Annotated in this window: 14 protein-coding genes; 9 read left to right on the top strand and 5 right to left on the bottom strand. The window is 74.8% G+C overall.

Annotation, left to right across the window (positions count from 1 at the left end; translation table 11 throughout):
- The first annotated feature begins 8 nt into the window (after window positions 1-8).
- The 8 genes from ACSMX9_RS27885 (at window position 9) to ACSMX9_RS27850 (ending at window position 9,078) form a co-directional block, all read left to right on the top strand.
- Window positions 9-1,403 carry a hypothetical protein gene (locus ACSMX9_RS27885; RefSeq protein ID WP_445398110.1) on the top strand — a complete coding sequence of 465 codons (1,395 nt, stop codon included), beginning with the start codon at window positions 9-11 and terminating at the stop codon, window positions 1,401-1,403.
- On the top strand, window positions 1,400-1,747 hold the full coding sequence (locus tag ACSMX9_RS27880) for a hypothetical protein (protein ID WP_445398108.1): 348 nt from the start codon (window positions 1,400-1,402) through the stop codon (window positions 1,745-1,747). Before ACSMX9_RS27885 ends, ACSMX9_RS27880 begins: the two co-directional genes overlap by 4 nt.
- A complete protein-coding gene (locus ACSMX9_RS27875) occupies window positions 1,744-3,216 on the top strand; it encodes a PrsW family glutamic-type intramembrane protease (protein ID WP_445398106.1) in 1,473 nt (490 codons plus the stop codon). The genes ACSMX9_RS27880 and ACSMX9_RS27875 overlap by 4 nt, the downstream gene beginning before the upstream one ends.
- On the top strand, window positions 3,213-3,527 hold the full coding sequence (locus ACSMX9_RS27870) for a hypothetical protein (RefSeq protein ID WP_445398104.1): 315 nt from the start codon (window positions 3,213-3,215) through the stop codon (window positions 3,525-3,527). Before ACSMX9_RS27875 ends, ACSMX9_RS27870 begins: the two co-directional genes overlap by 4 nt.
- The gene (locus tag ACSMX9_RS27865; RefSeq protein WP_445398102.1) at window positions 3,524-5,710 is read left to right on the top strand and encodes a hypothetical protein; all 2,187 of its coding nucleotides are present in this window, start codon (window positions 3,524-3,526) and stop codon (window positions 5,708-5,710) included. Before ACSMX9_RS27870 ends, ACSMX9_RS27865 begins: the two co-directional genes overlap by 4 nt.
- Window positions 5,711-5,845: 135 nt before the next feature.
- Window positions 5,846-7,066 (top strand): hypothetical protein, encoded by a 1,221-nt coding sequence (locus ACSMX9_RS27860; RefSeq protein WP_445398100.1) that lies wholly within the window; start codon window positions 5,846-5,848, stop codon window positions 7,064-7,066.
- A 273-nt stretch (window positions 7,067-7,339) separates the two neighbouring features.
- Window positions 7,340-8,422: an FAD-dependent oxidoreductase gene (locus tag ACSMX9_RS27855; protein WP_445398098.1), complete on the top strand. Its 1,083-nt coding sequence runs from the start codon at window positions 7,340-7,342 to the stop codon at window positions 8,420-8,422.
- A complete protein-coding gene (locus ACSMX9_RS27850) occupies window positions 8,419-9,078 on the top strand; it encodes a DsbA family oxidoreductase (protein WP_445398096.1) in 660 nt (219 codons plus the stop codon). The genes ACSMX9_RS27855 and ACSMX9_RS27850 overlap by 4 nt, the downstream gene beginning before the upstream one ends.
- Window positions 9,079-9,111: 33 nt before the next feature.
- Here ACSMX9_RS27850 and ACSMX9_RS27845 read toward each other — a convergent pair whose 3' ends face one another.
- The 5 genes from ACSMX9_RS27845 to ACSMX9_RS27825 all read right to left on the bottom strand — a co-directional run bounded on the left by ACSMX9_RS27845 (window position 9,112) and on the right by ACSMX9_RS27825 (window position 14,358).
- On the bottom strand, window positions 9,112-10,029 hold the full coding sequence (locus ACSMX9_RS27845; RefSeq protein WP_445398094.1) for an SAM-dependent methyltransferase: 918 nt from the start codon (window positions 10,027-10,029) through the stop codon (window positions 9,112-9,114).
- A 71-nt stretch (window positions 10,030-10,100) separates the two neighbouring features.
- Window positions 10,101-11,186: an NAD(P)-dependent alcohol dehydrogenase gene (locus ACSMX9_RS27840; protein ID WP_445403117.1), complete on the bottom strand. Its 1,086-nt coding sequence runs from the start codon at window positions 11,184-11,186 to the stop codon at window positions 10,101-10,103.
- A 2-nt stretch (window positions 11,187-11,188) separates the two neighbouring features.
- Window positions 11,189-12,592 carry an aldehyde dehydrogenase family protein gene (locus tag ACSMX9_RS27835; RefSeq protein WP_445398092.1) on the bottom strand — a complete coding sequence of 468 codons (1,404 nt, stop codon included), beginning with the start codon at window positions 12,590-12,592 and terminating at the stop codon, window positions 11,189-11,191.
- Between the two features lie 6 nt (window positions 12,593-12,598).
- Entirely contained in the window at window positions 12,599-13,351 is a 753-nt protein-coding gene (locus ACSMX9_RS27830; protein WP_445398090.1) for a (5-formylfuran-3-yl)methyl phosphate synthase, read from the bottom strand.
- 182 nt (window positions 13,352-13,533) lie between these two features.
- Window positions 13,534-14,358 carry an NmrA family NAD(P)-binding protein gene (locus ACSMX9_RS27825; protein WP_445398088.1) on the bottom strand — a complete coding sequence of 275 codons (825 nt, stop codon included), beginning with the start codon at window positions 14,356-14,358 and terminating at the stop codon, window positions 13,534-13,536.
- Window positions 14,359-14,435: 77 nt separating this feature from the next.
- Here ACSMX9_RS27825 and ACSMX9_RS27820 point away from each other — a divergent pair, with 77 nt between their 5' ends.
- The gene (locus tag ACSMX9_RS27820) at window positions 14,436-15,446 is read left to right on the top strand and encodes a helix-turn-helix transcriptional regulator (RefSeq protein ID WP_445398086.1); all 1,011 of its coding nucleotides are present in this window, start codon (window positions 14,436-14,438) and stop codon (window positions 15,444-15,446) included.
- The last annotated feature ends 80 nt before the right edge of the window (window positions 15,447-15,526 follow it).

Below are 15,526 nucleotides of genomic sequence, written 5' to 3'. Positions count from 1 at the left end.
GAGCACACATGGGCATCGACACCGCACCGGGGCCCCGTGCCCGAAGCCGTGCGGCCCGGGCCTCCGGCCCCCTCGCCCTCGCCACCCTGCTCCTCCTCCCCGCGTGCTCGGGACCCGGTGCCGACGACGACCGCTCCCCTGCGCGCCCTTCGCTGGCGGCGGTCGGCGCCGTGGTCGCAGGGGCGGCGGCCCTCGACTGGTCGGGGTCGTGGCGGCAGTACCACCGCAACCCGGACGGCACGACGGCCGACGACCCGTCGAGCACCGTCACGGCCGAACTCCGTTCCCTCGGCAACGGCGACGTGTTCGGCACGATGTCCGCCAACGGACGTACCGCACGGGTGATGCTGGTCTCGGGCACCACGCTGTTCACCAAGGCCGACCGGGCGATGCTGCACACGATGGGCGTCGAGAACCCCGGTACGGACGCCGGACGTTGGCGGGAGGTCCGCCGGCCGGACGGGTCGCACGAGCTGCTCGGGCTGCGACTGGACCGACTCGCACCCGCGGCCCTCGGCGCGGCCCTGGCCCCCTCGAAGGCGAGCGGCCCCGGGAAGGACACCACCGGTCCGTCGCCGATGCCCTCCTCGGCGGCGGGGCGGTTCCGGCGCCCGGCCGGGGTTCCCGCCGACGCGGTGGCGGTGCCCGTCCGCGGCGACGGCACCACCAGGGGCGGCACCTACTGGCTCTCGGCGGACGCCCCGCACCGGCTGCTCGGCTACTCGGGGCTCGGCTTCCGGCACGACAGCCAGGCGGGGCCCCACGAGACGATGTCGGACGCGGCTGCCGCGGCTCTGACGGTGCGCGCCGGGGACACGGCGAGCGCGCGGGCCGGCTACGCGGGCATGCGCTCCGCGCTCCGCGCCCTCCCGGCCACGGTGCCGGTCAGCACCACTCCGACCGCCGCGCAGCTGTCGGACACCACCGACGAGGAGTGCGGCGTGCGCTGCCACACCGTCGTCGTGACCGTCGCCCTGACGAACCGCATGCCCAAGGAGTCGGTGACCGCCTCGTACCGGCTCGCGTTGACCGGTGCGAAGCGGATGGACGGCGGTCGCCTCCTGCTGGACAACCTCGTCCACGAGGAACTCGGTTCGTGCACCGTCAGGTTGCCGGCCGCCCGCCCCGGTGCCACCGTCCGCGGCGCCTGCACGGTGTCGGGGGCCGCGCTGCGGAAGGCCGTCGACGCGACCCTGGACCGGCACGGTTTCCTGCACCTGGACTTCAAGACCGAGGCGACACGGCGGATCGACCGGATCACCGGCCCGAGCCGCGCCGAGGACCTGCTGGAACGGCTCGTCTCCGGGTCGACGGACGTCCTGGGCGCGGGCCGAGCCGGCACCAGGCCGGTCCCCGCGCCGGGACCGACGGCACCACGAACCGACGTCGAAGGGCGACCATGACAGCTGCCGCAGAACGGAACGGCTCGGCCGACCGGCCGGCGAACGACGAACGGGCGGGGGAGCACGCGCCCCCGGAGGAGACCCATGTGCCGTTGATGGCCGCCGTGGGGGCGGTCGGGGTCACGGCTGCCGCCGTGGCGGTCGTCCTCGGGCTCTCCGGAACCCCGGCGTTGCCGTTCCCCACCGACGTTCCGCCCCTCCCCACCGAAGCGGTCCTGCCGGGCGCACCGCCGACCGGGCGCCCCGACGCCCCCCGGCCCGCCCCGCTGCCGACCGGGGTGCCGAACCTGCCCACCTCCTTCCCCGGTCCGTCCGACTTCCCGAACATCGGCGGTGCGCCGTGACCACCACGTCCGAAGCCCGTTCTCCGTCTCCCCCGCACGGCGAACGACCCCCGCGCCCGGCCCGGGACGGGCTGGCCGCGGCGATCGCCGTGGCCCTGGGGCTGTCCCTGGTGTACGCGGCCGGGCAGGTCCTCTTCTGGGCCGCGCCCGAACCCACCGCGCACTCACCCTGGTTGAAGCTGTTCCTCCTGCCCGAGCCCCTGCCGTTCCGGCTGACCCGAGTGCTGGTACCGGCCGGCTGGGGCCTTGCCCTCCTGCTCGGTCTCGGTCTGCTGCTCGCCCGGTCCCACGCCGCCCCGCTCCCCGAACGGGCCTTCAGGGCCTGCGGGTTCGGCATCCTCGGCGCCCTGCTGCTGCCCTTCTCGATCATGCCGTTGGCCGCGGTGGCCGACCGACTGCCGCAGGTCCTGCTCTGCCTGCCCGGCACCGCGGCGGCGCTGTTCCTCGTCCACCGCGTCCAGCTCTACCGGCGGATGCCCGGCCGGCTGCTGCTGGCAGGGTTCGGATGGGGCGCGCTGGTCGGGGGCGGCTTCGGCCTGGTGATGATCACATGGCTCCAGCGCACCGTGCCGGGCCACTTCACGTCCACCGTCCCGGAGCACCCCCTGGACGGCGTGCGCACGCTCTACACCCTGTTCCCCCTCGGCACGGCCGTGATGACGGAACTGGGCAAGGCGGCGGGTGTGGCCGTCCTCTTCCTGCTCTTCCGTCGTCACATCGACGGCGTGGTCTCCGGAGCGGTCCTCGGAGCGGCGGTCGGGCTGGGGTTCAACCTCACGGAGACGGTCCACTACCTGGGCCTCGTCTCCCCGGACCACCACCCCACCCAGTTCTGGGACCGTCAGGTGGTCGGGCTGCTGACCGTGCACGCGGCGTTCACCGCGCTCGCGGGCGCCGGGATCGGGGCGGCGCGCTGGCTGGCGGGCCGCCGGGACCGGCTGCTGGCAGTCGGCGGCGGGCTGGCCGCCGCGGTCGGCGGGCACGCCGAGACGGACGTGGTGCTGATGCGCCTCGACGGACTCAGGGCGGACTGGTACCCGAACGACGTCCTCGGGCTGCTGATCGGCGTTCCGGTGATGACTCTCATCACCTCGGGGGCGTTCGTGGCCGCGTGCGTGCTGGTCCTGCACCGCGGTCTGCGGGCCCAGGCCGCGGGAACCGCCCGTGCCCTGGCGGCCGAGGCCGCCACCGGTCACGGCGCCGTGACCGGACCGGAGGTGGCGCTGTTGCTCTCCCCGCGCCGTCGCCTCCTCCTGGAGTTGCTGGTGTGGCGCCGTGACGGCATCGCCGGGCTGCGCCACCTCCAGCGGTTCCAACAGGCGCAGCTCGACCTCGCGGTCCAGCGCTGGCACCGTCAGCGTCCGGGCGTCGACTCCGCCGTCCCGTCCGAAGAACGCCTCCGCGCCCGGGTCCACGCGTTCAAGGGCTCTCCCGACCCCGCACCCACCGCTCGGAAGGCGTCGTCATGACCGGTTCCCGTGCCGTACGGCTGTCCGTCCTGGCACTCGCCACCGCGGCCCAGGTGCTCGGCGCGCCCGCGACCGCCTCGGCGATGTGCGCGGCCCCCACGTACCACGGCGGCATGCCCCTGTGGATCGGCGAGTGCTCCGAGGCGGTCGCCGGCGGAGCCTCCGCGGCGGTGTGGGGGGCGGTCGTGGTCGCCGTCGGGCTCCGGGTCGCCCGCGCCCTGGTCGGGTCGGACTCCCGGTCCGCGGACCTCCGGTTGATCGACCGCGTCTTCGACCCGGAGACGTCGGACGAGGCCGGGGACGAACGGTGAGCCGCGCCCGGGCCGCTCTGCCGGGGATGCTGACCGTCCTCCTGCTCACGCTCCTGACGGCGCCGACCTCGCCCGCCCTGTCCCGGGAGGCGGCGCCGGGCGGCGCGGGTTGGTCCCGGGTCGAGGACCTGCACCGGAACCCGATCGGACGGATGGCCCATGTCGCCCGGTGGGCCAGGAACCTGTCCGGTTCCCAGCACTCGGGAAGGGTGATGGCCCTCGGGTTCGTGGACATCACGGGTCGGGACGACCTGCTGACGTCCGGGCACCAGGTGGTCGACGTCGCCGAGCTCAAGGAGGGCGACCCGGAACTCCACCGTCAACTCCGCATGGACGAGCGGCCCGGGATCGAACGCTTCCTGGTCGTCAAGCGCAGCAACGACCGGTCCGTCTTCCGCGGCGACGAGATCGTCTTCCAGGGAGACCACGCGGAGCAACGCGTGCTGAAGGACATGTTGGAGCTCCGGGTCCCGACCTCCCGCCTCTTCGCCCTCTACGCCGACCTCTCGCCGTGCAAGGGCAAGTGCACTCCTGCGGTGCCTCCGCACACCGACGTGTTCCACGGGCCGGTCTACCGGGAGAAGGGGTACCGGCAACAGTTCAAGAACCTCCTCGACGAGGCGTCGAACGCCGCGACCCGGGACCCGGCCTTCCAGCGGGAGGTGGCCGGGGAGAAGGATCAGCTGGCCGCCCTCAAGAAGGCCAACCGCAAGCGGAAGTACGCGAAGGCCCGGCGGGCGAACGCGACGGTCAAGAAGGCGAAGCACCTGCTCCGGGTGAGCGGAGGCGGCTCCTGCGGCAAGCGGAACCTCGGTCTGCGACTGGCGCTCACCGCACGCCCCGGTTCCCGGGGGGACGGCTGCGGTACGGACTCCGGAGCGACCGAAAGCGGTCTGGTCAAGGCCCTGACGGAACCGGTTGCGAAAACGGGCGGGATCGACTTCTCCAGCGTCGAACTGCGCTACCTGTCGGACCCCGGAGACGGCAGCGGGCTCCAGTACGCGTTCCGCACCGACCGCGACCCCGTCCACGGCGACCTGCGTCCGGACACCGGGATGGACGCGGCCCAACAGTCCTCGGACGCCTTCTTCGTCTGGCTCTCCCTCCCCCGGCGGGACCTCTGGGTGAACCTCCACCCGCATCAACCGGATCGCATCGTGGAGGAGCGACTGGGCCGCACGGACGCCGGGCGCGTCCTGTTGGAGGCCGACCTGCGGATGAAGCGGACGGTGGGCGAAATCATCCATCCGCGCACCGCGCTCGGCAAGCGGTACTGGCAGGGCGTCCAAGAGGGTTGCGTGTCGTCCCGCAACTGGATCGTTCCCGGGCCGGCCTCGATCCACCAGGACGGCGAAGCCCTGTACATCCTGGACGCCCCCCTCGACGTGAAGATGGAGACGGAGCAGGTGACGTCCGCCGGGAGGACCGCGGGCGTTCCCGACTGCCCCGGGCAGGACCCGGCCGCCGAGGCCCGCTACGAGCACCTGGAACGCACCCTGGTCCTACCCCGGCTCAGGAAGGCCGTCAACACCGCCCCCGAGTACGCGGCCCTGCGCCGGGTCCACCTCGCCCGGGTGGCCGCGGAGTGGTACCGCGAGCTGAGCGCGGGCGGGGACACCACGTACGGCGCGCTGGTGGACTCCGGAGACGTCACCGAGTGGCGCCTGACGGACGGTTGGGAGCCGCGCGAGGTCTTCGACGAGTTCGTGGTCTCGTACACGGAGGGCGAGTACGAGGTCACCGACCGGACCACCAGCGGGGGCACCACCCGTGTCCAGCGGTACACCTACGGCGGGGTGGACCTCACCAGCGTGCCCCTACGCAGGCTCTCCAGCGACGCGTTCGACGCGGACTTCGACGCCCTGCCCGCTCGGGTGGCCGGCTCCCTGCACGCCCCCTCCCCCGGCGGTCCGGACGAGGTGGTCTGGCTCGGCGCCCCCACCCCCCGGCAGGCGGCGGACGGGTTCGGCGCGGCGCGGGGCGCCGTGTCGCCGGGGACCTGGGCGATCCGTCTGTTCCCGGTGCCGCTGGTCGCCCTGGCCCTGTGGTGGTGGCGACGGCGACGGGTGCGCTCCGCACCGGCCAGCCCCCTGCGCCGGGCCGCCACCGGCGGGCCTCGGAGACGGACGGGAAGGACGGCGGCGGACGCGGAGGACGGGTGCCGGGACTTCGGGAACCCGTGATCGTCAGCGGACAGCAACGGGTGACGCGGCACGTCCGGTCGCCCCGGGGAACCGCGGGGCCGGGCGGGCCGTCCCGGGCCGGGTCGGCGGGCCCGGGTGCGTCGCACCACCGAACGTCCTCCGAAAGGCCCGAGCATGACCGCTTCCACTCCCACCGGCTTCCGCCGCACCGCACTCGTCCTCGGCACGGCCGTGGCCGTGGTGGCGTCGGCCACGGCGGCGTACGCCCTCCCGCCGTCGTCGCCCTCCGACCCCCGGGCGCGCGGGGCGTGGACGATGTCGGAGGTGACCGGGGCGGGGTCCGACGCGCACGCCTTCGCCGTCACCCGTCCCGCGCCCCACACCACCTGGGCGGCGGGCATCCGCTTCGAGCGCGGGAGCGAGGGGTTCTTCCGCACCGTCCCGACGCTCTGGGAGCGCGACGCCCGCGAGGGGGGCGGGTGGCAGGCGCTGCCGACCGCCGCGCTGCCCGCGTCGTACGACGTCCGTTTCAACGACGTCGACGCCTCCTCGCCGCGCCATGCGCTGGTCGTCGGCGACTACGCGGAACAGGCCCGCGGGATCGTCACCCAACGGTGGGACGGCAGGAGCTGGCGGACCGCGACGGCGCCCGTGCCGGCGCAGACCATGACCGCCGGGTTCCTCTCCGTCGACGTCCGGGGCGCCGGGGACGCCTGGGCCGCGGGCTGGTCCGCCGTGCCCGACCCGGAGTACATGGTCAAGGCCGTGGGCGAGCTCCAGCACTGGGACGGGCGGCGGTGGACGCCCGCCGCACTGCCGGACGTCGGTGAGGGGCCGGGCGGCAACTGGAGCCTGTCCGGCGTGGCCGCACTCGCCCACGACGACGTGTGGGCCGTGGGCGAGGCGTTCAACGACGCCTGGTCCAGGCCCGTCCTGTTGCACTACGACGGCACCGGGTGGCGCATGGCCCCCGCACCCGACCTCGGTACGGAGCGGGTCCGGTTGAACGGAGTGGCGGCCGGGCCGGACGGGCGGGTGTGGGCGGTCGGCCGGGCCAAGGCCGCGGGGGCGCCGGCGCGCGGTCTGGTGGTGGAACTGCGCGGCGGGAAGTGGCGGGAGGTGCCGCTGCCGCAGGGGGTGACCCCGCTGCGGTCGGTGGCCGTCAGCGGCGGCGAACCGGTGGTCCTGGCCGAGGGCCGGGGCGCGGTGGCTCCGGTGGTGTGGCAGCGCACCGGTGCGTCATGGACGTCTCTGGGCCTGCACGTGGCCGGGGGCGCGGAGTTCGCGGCGGTGGACATCTCCGCGCGCGGGCGGAGCCTCGACGTGGCGGGCAAGCTCCCGGGCGCGGACGCCGATCCGGCCGGTCCGGCGGTCGTGGTGAGCTCGCGGCGTTGAGCCGGTGCCGCCGGACCGACCGGGTGCGGCCGTCGTGCCGCGCCGGTCGGCCCGGCGGGGCCCGGCGCGTGTCTCCGTGTCTCCGTGTCTCCGGGAGGGGGTCCGTCGTCCGGCACCCCTTCAACGGAGGCACCCTCCGGAATAAATTTCAACGGCTGTACAGTTTTCTCGGTGTCATCGGGAGGGTTCCGGCCCCGCGGGGTCTCGCCCCCTCCTGGCGACCTGCACACGCACCCTCCGACCGAGCCCCTCGCACCCGTGACTGGAGACACCATGCCCCCCAGAGTCGTGATCATCGGCGGCGGATACGGCGGCAGCGCCGCGGCCAAGGCCCTGGACGGCGTCGCCGACGTGACCCTCGTCGAGCCCAAGGACGCCTTCCTGCACAACGTCGGCGCCCTGCGTGCCGCGGTCGACGCCGACTTCGCCCCGCGGATCTTCCTGCCGTACGACAAGTTGCTGACCAGGGGCCGCGTGGTGCGCGACCGCGCCGTGCGCGCGGAGCCCGGGAGCGTCGCCCTCGCCTCCGGCGCCACCCTGGACGCCGATTACCTGGTGCTGGCCACCGGCTCCGGCTACCCCTTCCCGGCCAAGAGCGACCTGGACGACTCCTCCGCCACCCTGGAGCGGTTCGGCGCCACCCGCGGACAGCTCGCGGAGGCGGACCGCGTGCTCCTCCTCGGGGCGGGGCCGGTGGGCCTGGAGTTCGCCGGGGAGATCAAGGCCAAGTGGCCGCGGAAGGAGGTCGTCCTCGTCGATCCGGCACCGGAGATCCTCAGCGGCTACTCCGAGCCGTTCCGCAAGGAGATCCTGCGCCAGCTGGCCGACCTCGGGGTCGAGCTGCTGCTCGGGGACTCGCTGGCCCAGGAGCCGCCGACCGAGGCCGGTACGGCGCGGGCGTTCACCGTCACCACCAGGGCGGGGGTCGAGGTGACCGCCCAGACCTGGTTCCGGACCCACGGGGTGACCCCGGCCACCGGGTACCTCGCCGGTGCGCTCGCCGGCGCCCGGCGCTCCGGCGGCCAGATCGAGGTGACGCCCACGCTCCAGGTGAAGGGCCAGCGCACGGTCTTCGCCCTGGGGGACATCACCGACGTGGCAGAGCCCAAGCGGGCCGGCGCCGCCGTGCGGCACGCCGAGGTGATCGCGGAGAACATCACCTCCCTGATCGGGGGCGGCACGGAACTGACCCGCTACGCCCCGGGCCCGCCGCTGCTGCTCCTGCCGCTCGGCCCGACCGGGGGTGCGACCGAAATGCCCGGCGGGGAACTGCTGGGACCCGAGACCACCGCCCAGTACAAGGGGGCGGACCTGATGGTCGGCCGGTTCGCCGAGACCTTCGGGCTCGACCGGTGAGGCCGAGCGGCAGGACGATCACCGTCGAGGTCCACGCCGACCTCGTCTGCCCCTGGTGCTACATCGGCAAGCGGCGCCTGGACCGGGCGCTGGACGCCTTCCCGCACGCGGACGAGGTGCACCTGGTCCACCGGGCGTTCCAGCTCGACCCCGCGGCGCCGCGCCCCGGCACCCCGGCGCGCGAGCACCTCGCCGAACGGCTGGGCCCGCGGGCCGACGCCGTGCTCGCCCACACCGCGCGGGTGGCGGCGGAGGAGGGCATCGCGATGGACTTCGGTCGTGCGCTGATCGGCAACACCTTCGACGCCCACCGGGTGCTGTGGCTGGCCGGGACCGAGGGGAAGCAGACGGAGGTGAAGGAGCGCCTGTACGCCGCCTACTTCTCCGAAGGCCGCGACCTCACCCGCCCCGAGGTGCTCGCCGCGGTGGCCGCGCCCGACCTCGACCCCGACCGGGTCCTGGAGGTGCTGGCGGGCACCGGGGGTACGGCCGAGGTGACGGCTGACCTCGGCACGGCGCGGACCAGGGGAATCCGTTCGGTGCCGACCCTCGTCGTCGACGGTCGGCTCTCGTTGGAGGGAGCGCAGGACACCGCCGCGCTCCTCGCCCTGCTGGAGCGGGCCCGGGAGGAGGCCGCACCGCGGTCCGCGGGGTGACCGCGGACCACGGCGGGGACGGCCGCGGCGGGATCACCGCCGCGGCTTGTCCGCGAACACCCACCGGTTGCCCGCCAAGGGGTCGTCCGGCTCGGGCAGCGGGCCGCGGCCGAGCCGGCGGCTGAAGTCGAAGGGGGTGCGGACCGTCGTGGACCAGCCCCGGCCGACGAGACGACCGGCGGAGTCGGGCCGCGGTTCCGTGACGAACAGGGTGAGCAGGTCGATGCCGGTCTGCCGGGTCGTCGACGTGTACAGCGGTGCGTGCCGGTACGCCCACAGGTCCTCGTCGAGCTTGACCTCGTACGCCAGCGCGCTGCCCGGGGCGGCCAGCCGGTCCACGGTGTCGACGAGTGCGGTCTCGGCGGTCGCGGGCAGGTAGAACAGCAGCCCCTCGGCGAGCCAGGCGCTGGGGACGGCCGGGTCGAAGCCCGCGGCGAGCAGTGCCGCGGCCCAGTCTGCACGGAGGTCCATCGGCACCGGCACCCGCGTCGTCCTCGGGGCCGCCGACAGTCCGTCGAGGACCCCGTGCTTGAACGCCAGCACGCGCTCCCGGTCGATCTCGAAGACCGTGCAGCCGGGAGGCCAGTCGAGCCGGAACGCCCGGGTGTCCAGCCCCGCCCCCAGCAGGACCACCTGACGGACGCCGCCCGTCCGTGCGGCACGCAGGAGGAACCGGTCGAGGATTCTCGTCCGCAGCCCGAAGTAGCGCGCGAACCTCCCCCACAACGGGTTCGCCTCCCCGCCCGGAACCTGCTGCGGCCGCACCGGCCAGTCGGCGCACGCGGGAGCCGCGCGCACGAAGTGCTCCGCGTAGCCGTCCGTGGCCAGGGAGTCGTGGCGGTGGGTCTCGATGGCGCGTGCCGCGGCGACCAGGAGGGCGGTCAGCCCCACGCCCGAGCCGACGCCTTCCCCGGCCCCGGCCGTGGTGATCCCGAAGGGTGTACCGACCACATGTCCTCCATGGGTGCGTCGAGTTCGTCACGGGGTGCCCGACCGCCGCGCACGGCCGGGCGGGCGCCCCGTCACGGGATCAGAACGGGCTTGACCACGCGGCCGGCCTCGCAGTCGCGTTCGGCTTCGTTGACGTCGGCGAGCGGGTAGGTGCGGATCAACTCGTCGAAGGGGAACCGGCCGGCCCGCCACAGCCCGATCAGCCGGGGGATCAACAGCCCAGGCACCGCGTCCCCCTCGCAGACGTGGGAGATCCGGCGGCCCCGGTCCAGGGTCCCCGGTTCGAGCGGGAGTGCGGTGTGCAGCCGGGCCACCAGGCCGAGGTGTCCGGTCGGGCGCAGGGCCCGGAGGGCGTCGTTGATCAGGCGGGGCGAGGCCGTGGTGTCGAGGGCGTACCGGGCGCCGCCGAGCAGGCTCCGGATGCGGCCGGGCAGGTCCGGGGTCGAGGCGGAGAGCGGGACCGCCCCGTACCGTTCGGCGAGGGCCAGCCGTCGGGGGTGCCGGTCGACGGCCACGGTCACCGCTCCGGCGGCGGTGGCCGCCATCACCGCGGCCAGGCCCACCGCTCCGGCGCCGAAGACGGCGAGGGTGTCACCGGGCCCGGCGGCGAAGGTGTGGAGGACCGCCCCGGCACCGGTGAGGAAGCCGCAGCCGAGCGGTCCGAGCAGTTCGACCGGCAGCGCGGGGTCGACCCGGACGGCGTTGCGCGCCGGCACCACCGCGTACTGGGCGAAGGCCGACTGGCCGAACCAGCGCGGGGCCAGGGCGCCACCGGTCGCGTCGGTGAACCGGGTGGTGCTCCCCGTCCGCCCGCCGAAGAGGTTGAGCGGGGCGAAGGCGTCGCAGTGGGCGGGGGCGGCGGCCAGACAACTCGGGCAGTTCCCGCAGGAGTCGAAGCTCAGCACGACCCGGTCGCCCTCGGTCAGTCCGGTGTGCGGGCCGCCGGCCGCGGCCACCACCCCGGCGCCCTCGTGTCCGAGCACCGCCGGCAGCGGCGAACGGCTGCCCGGTCGCCGCACCGCGAGGTCGGTGCGGCACATGCCGCACCCCGCGATCCGCACCAGGACCTCGTCGGCGGCGGGCCCCGCGGCCAGGACGACCTCCTCCAGGGCGAACGGGCCGGTGGCGGTGCGCAGCACGGCCGCGCCGAACCTCATCGTCACGTCTCCTCGGGGCGGTGCACGACGAACGGGCGGAGGTTGCCGTGGAGACCCCACGGTCCGCCCGCGACGCCGACACCGCTCTGCCCGGCGCCGGCGAAGGGCTGGGCCAGGGACAGTTCGGCGTGGTGGTTGATCCACGCCGTTCCGCACTCCAGCCGGTCGGCCACCGCCTCGGCCCGGTCGAGGTCCGTCCCCCACACCGAGCCGCCCAGCCCGAAGCCCGTGCCGTTGGCGGCCTCGACGGCCTCGTCGAGCTTCCGGTACGGCAGCACCGGCAGCACCGGGCCGAACTGCTCCCCCGTCACCACCGGGCTGTCGGGCGGGACGTCGGCCAGGACCGTGGGGGCGTGGAAGTAGCCGGGTCGGTCCAACCGGTGTCCGCCGGCCGCGGCGCGGGCGCCCTCGGCCAGGGCACGGGCCGTGCAGTCCTCGACCCTGGCCAACTGGGGGGCGTTGTTGACCGGGCCCAGTCGGGTCGCCGGGTCGAGTCCCGCGCCGACGACGACGGTCCTCGCCCGCTGGGCGAGCGCCTCGACCACGTCGGAGTAGAGCCGGGCCGGGGCGTAGACGCGTTTGACTGCCATGCAGACCTGCCCGCAGTTGCGGAACGCCGCCCAGAACAGCCGGTCGGCGATCCGGTCGACCGCTGCGTCCTCCAGCAGGATCGCGGCGTCGTTGCCGCCCAGTTCGAGGGTGACCCGGGCGAGCGAGGACGCCGCACCACGGGCCACGGCCCGCCCGGTGGGGGCCGCGCCGGTGAAGGTCACGTGACGGATGCCCGGGTGGGAGGCCAGACGGGCGCCGAGGGGTTCGTGACCGGTGACGACCGTCAGGACGTCCTCGGGGAGCACCGCGGCGAGGACGGAGCCCAGCAGCCGGGTGGCGAGGGGGGTGAAGGGCGAGGGCTTGAGCACCACCGTGTTGCCCGCGGCGAGGGCGGGGGCGAACTTCGCGGAGGCGAGTTGGAGGGGGAAGTTCCACGGGACGATCGCGGCGACCGGCCCGATGGACCGCCACCGGACCTCGCTGCGCACCGGCCGACCGTCCACCAGGGGGCGGGGCTCGGGACGGAGCCCGGCGAAGTAGCGGATGCGGTCCGCGGTGCGGGCCACCTCGGCCCGCGACTCGGCCAGCGGCTTGCCCTGTTCGCGGGTGAGCAGGGGGGCGAGGTCCGCCCCGGCCGCTTCCACGGCGTCGGCGGCCTCGCGCAGTGCCGCGGCGCGGGCGGCGGGGTCGGCCCGCCACCCGCGCCAGGCCGCGTGGGCCCGGGCGACGAGGGCGTCCACCTCCTCCGGCCGCCGGGCGGGCGCCTGTGCGAAGGTCTCACCGGTCGCCGGGTCGACGACGGTGAAGTGCTGCCCGGGGGCGGCGGGCACGGGGCGGGGCGGACACGTGGTCATCCGCGGTCAGCCCGTGGCGCCGGCGGCGGCACGGCTCCGGGCGTGCCGGTCGAGTTCCGCCCGGAAGGCGGCCACCAAGGCGGGCTGAATCCTTCCTGCGGTGCGGTCACCGCCCTCGCAGACCGCTCCGCGCACCCCCACGATGTCGGTGCCCATGCGGGTCAAGCAGCCGAGGTCCTCGGCCTTCACGCTGCCGGCGAGGGCCGCGAGCAGACCGGCCCGGTGGGCCCGCCGGACGAACTCCTCGCACTCCGGTGGCGGTACGTGGTCGAACAGCCGGGTGCCGTCCTTGACCGCGGTGTCGAGCATGGCCGCGTCGGCTCCGGAGCGGTGGGCGATGTCGGGCAGCGCCAGCGGATTGACGCACCCTATTCGGTGGGCGTCGGCGTATCCCGAGGCGACGACCAGGGCGTCCGGCCGGTGGTCCTTCACCGCCCGGACGACCCCGCTCATCACCTCGACGGCCTGTTCGGGCGTGGTGCACCCGTAGAGGCCGACCTTGATGTACGTCGCCCCCGAGACCACGGCGCCCAGCGCCGCCTGGGCGACCGTGCCCGGCTTGTAGGGGACGTCCCCCACCGTGGCGGAGACCGGCTTGTCCGCCGGGATCGCGTCGCGGACCTCCCGGATGACCCAGGGGAAGTTCGCGCCGAGCGAGCCCTCGTCCGGCTTCTTGACGTCGACGATGTCGAGGTGTTCCGCGGCCCTCGCGCAGTCGAGGGCCTCCTCCATGCCGTCGGGAGAGATGAGGAGCAGCAACGCACGTCCCTTCCCCCGCGTGTCCACCCGGCCGGGGCCCGGTGCGCGGAGTCGTCCGGATCACTCGCGGTCGGCTCATCATCACTGCGGCGCGCGATCACCGGGTAGGGCGCACGGAGCCCGGACGAGTACTGTTTCCGCCCGGCAGTGCGCCGTGCGCGCTGGGCGCATTCGGGGCGGAGTCAGCCCCCGAAGGCGGCTGCGTTCTCCCGCACCCAGTGGGCGAAGGTCCTGGCCGGTCTACCGGTCACCTCCCGCACCGTCGGCAGGACCGTGTACCCGGCCTCCGGCGGGTCGGTGCGCATCGCGAGGAAGAACGCGATGTCCTCCTCCGCGTAGCCCTGTTGCCGCCACTGCCCGACGACCTCGTCCCGGGTCAGCTCCACGTGGCGCACCTCGCGGCCGAGGACCTCGCCGATGATGCGCACCTTCTCGGGCGCCGTGAGCGACTCGGGGCCGGTCAGCCAGTACTCCCGGCCGGCGTGGCCGTCCTCGGTGAGGGCGACGGCGGCGACCTCGGCGATGTCCGCCTCGTGCACCACGGCGCTCCGGACCTCCGGGAACGCCTCGCGGACCACGCCCTCCGTCCGCACGGACCCGGCCCACTCCAGCGCGTTGGACATGAACTCCACCGGTGAGAGGCGGGTCCAGCCCAGACCGCCGGCCTCGACGGCCGTCTCCAGGGGGCTCTTCTCCACGTCTCCCCCGAGGACCGTCACCCGCCGCACGCCCGCCCCGCGGGCCAGTTCGGCGAGCGCCGCGCCCGTGGCGAGCGGAGCGTGGTCCGCCCCGTCGAAGGTGATCAGGTGCACGGCGGTCACGCCGTGGAAGGCCCGGCCCAGACCGGCGGGGTCGGCCAGGTTCCCGGCGACGACCTCGACCCCGTCCGGGAAGTGGGCCCGTCGCGGATCGCGGGTCAGGGCGCGGACCCGCGCCCCGCGGGCGAGCAGGTGCTCGACCAGGGCGCGTCCGACGGTGCCGGTGGCACCGGTGACAAGAACGGTCATGGCTTTCCTTTCGTCACGACGGACGTTAGGGGCCTTCGCGGTCAGCCTCTGTCCGCGACCGGTGGGAGACTCCCGTCATGCTGCACACCTCGGCCCGGCTGTTGCGTCTGCTCGGGCTGCTCCAGACCCGCCGGGACTGGTCGGGACGGGACCTGTCCGACCGGCTCGACGTCAGTGCGCGCACCATCAGGCGCGACGTCGAGAAGTTGCGTGCGCTGGGCTATCCGATCGGTGCCGTGGGGGGTGCCGGCGGCGGGTACCGGCTGGGGGCCGGCGCCTCGCTGCCGCCGCTGCTGCTCGACGACGAGGAGGCGGTCGCCGTCGCTGTGGGGCTGCGCACGGCGGCGGCGGGTGCGGTGACGGGCATCGCGGAGACCTCGGTACGGGCGCTGGCCAAGCTGGACCAGGTGTTGCCCTCGCGGCTGCGCCACCGGGTGGACGCGCTCAACGCCGCGGTCGTCACGCTGCCCGGGGTCGGCCGCACGGTGGACCCGGCGGTGCTCACCTCGATCGCCTCGGCGGTCCGGGCCCGGGAGCGGCTGCGGTTCGACTACGTCTCGTACGGGGGCGAGCCCAGCGTGCGGGACGTGGAACCCTATCGGCTGGTGCACGACGCGCGGCGCTGGTACCTGTTCGCCTGGGACACCCACCGGTCCGACTGGCGCAGGTTCCGGGTCGACCGGCTGACGCTCAGGGTGCCCACGGGACCGGGGTTCACCCCGCGGCCGCTGCCGGCGGAGGACCTGGTGGCCTACCTGGAGACGGGTCGCGCCGGTGCCCCGTTCCGCCACCGGGCGGTGGTGACGATGCGGGGCCCGGCGGACGAGGTCGTCGACGAGGTGCCGCCGATGCTGGGCACGGTGGAGCCCCTCGACGACGGGTCGTGCCTGCTGCGCATCGGGGCGGACAGCCTGGACCACCTCGCCGTGTGGGTGGCGGCGTTCGGCTTCGACTTCGTGGTGCACGAACCCGAGGAACTGGTCGAGCGGTTGCGCACGCTCTCGGCGCGGATGCACCGGGCGGCCCGGCCCGAGGGGGACGACCGGGTGCGGTGCGGCGGTGCGGGCGCAAAGGACGGGCGGGGGTGAGCGTCGCGCCCGTCCGGCGTTCTCCGGAGGCCCGGCGTAGCCGTTGATCACGTGATCCGCAGTGCCCGCACGGCGTCTCG

The sequence above is a fragment of the Streptomyces sp. LE64 genome (genome assembly GCF_052606915.1).
Note: the sequence above shows the minus strand (reverse complement) of the source record. Positions and strands in the feature narration are given on the sequence as shown.

Coding starts and splice junctions, on each gene's coding strand:
- ACSMX9_RS27840 (WP_445403117.1), bottom strand. CDS start 11,186: ATGAGGTTCGGCGCGGCCGTGCTGCGCACCGCCACCGGCCCGTTCGCC.
- ACSMX9_RS27835 (WP_445398092.1), bottom strand. CDS start 12,592: ATGACCACGTGTCCGCCCCGCCCCGTGCCCGCCGCCCCCGGGCAGCAC.
- ACSMX9_RS27880 (WP_445398108.1), top strand. CDS start 1,400: ATGACAGCTGCCGCAGAACGGAACGGCTCGGCCGACCGGCCGGCGAAC.
- ACSMX9_RS27855 (WP_445398098.1), top strand. CDS start 7,340: ATGCCCCCCAGAGTCGTGATCATCGGCGGCGGATACGGCGGCAGCGCC.
- ACSMX9_RS27870 (WP_445398104.1), top strand. CDS start 3,213: ATGACCGGTTCCCGTGCCGTACGGCTGTCCGTCCTGGCACTCGCCACC.
- ACSMX9_RS27860 (WP_445398100.1), top strand. CDS start 5,846: ATGACCGCTTCCACTCCCACCGGCTTCCGCCGCACCGCACTCGTCCTC.
- ACSMX9_RS27825 (WP_445398088.1), bottom strand. CDS start 14,358: ATGACCGTTCTTGTCACCGGTGCCACCGGCACCGTCGGACGCGCCCTG.
- ACSMX9_RS27820 (WP_445398086.1), top strand. CDS start 14,436: ATGCTGCACACCTCGGCCCGGCTGTTGCGTCTGCTCGGGCTGCTCCAG.
- ACSMX9_RS27885 (WP_445398110.1), top strand. CDS start 9: ATGGGCATCGACACCGCACCGGGGCCCCGTGCCCGAAGCCGTGCGGCC.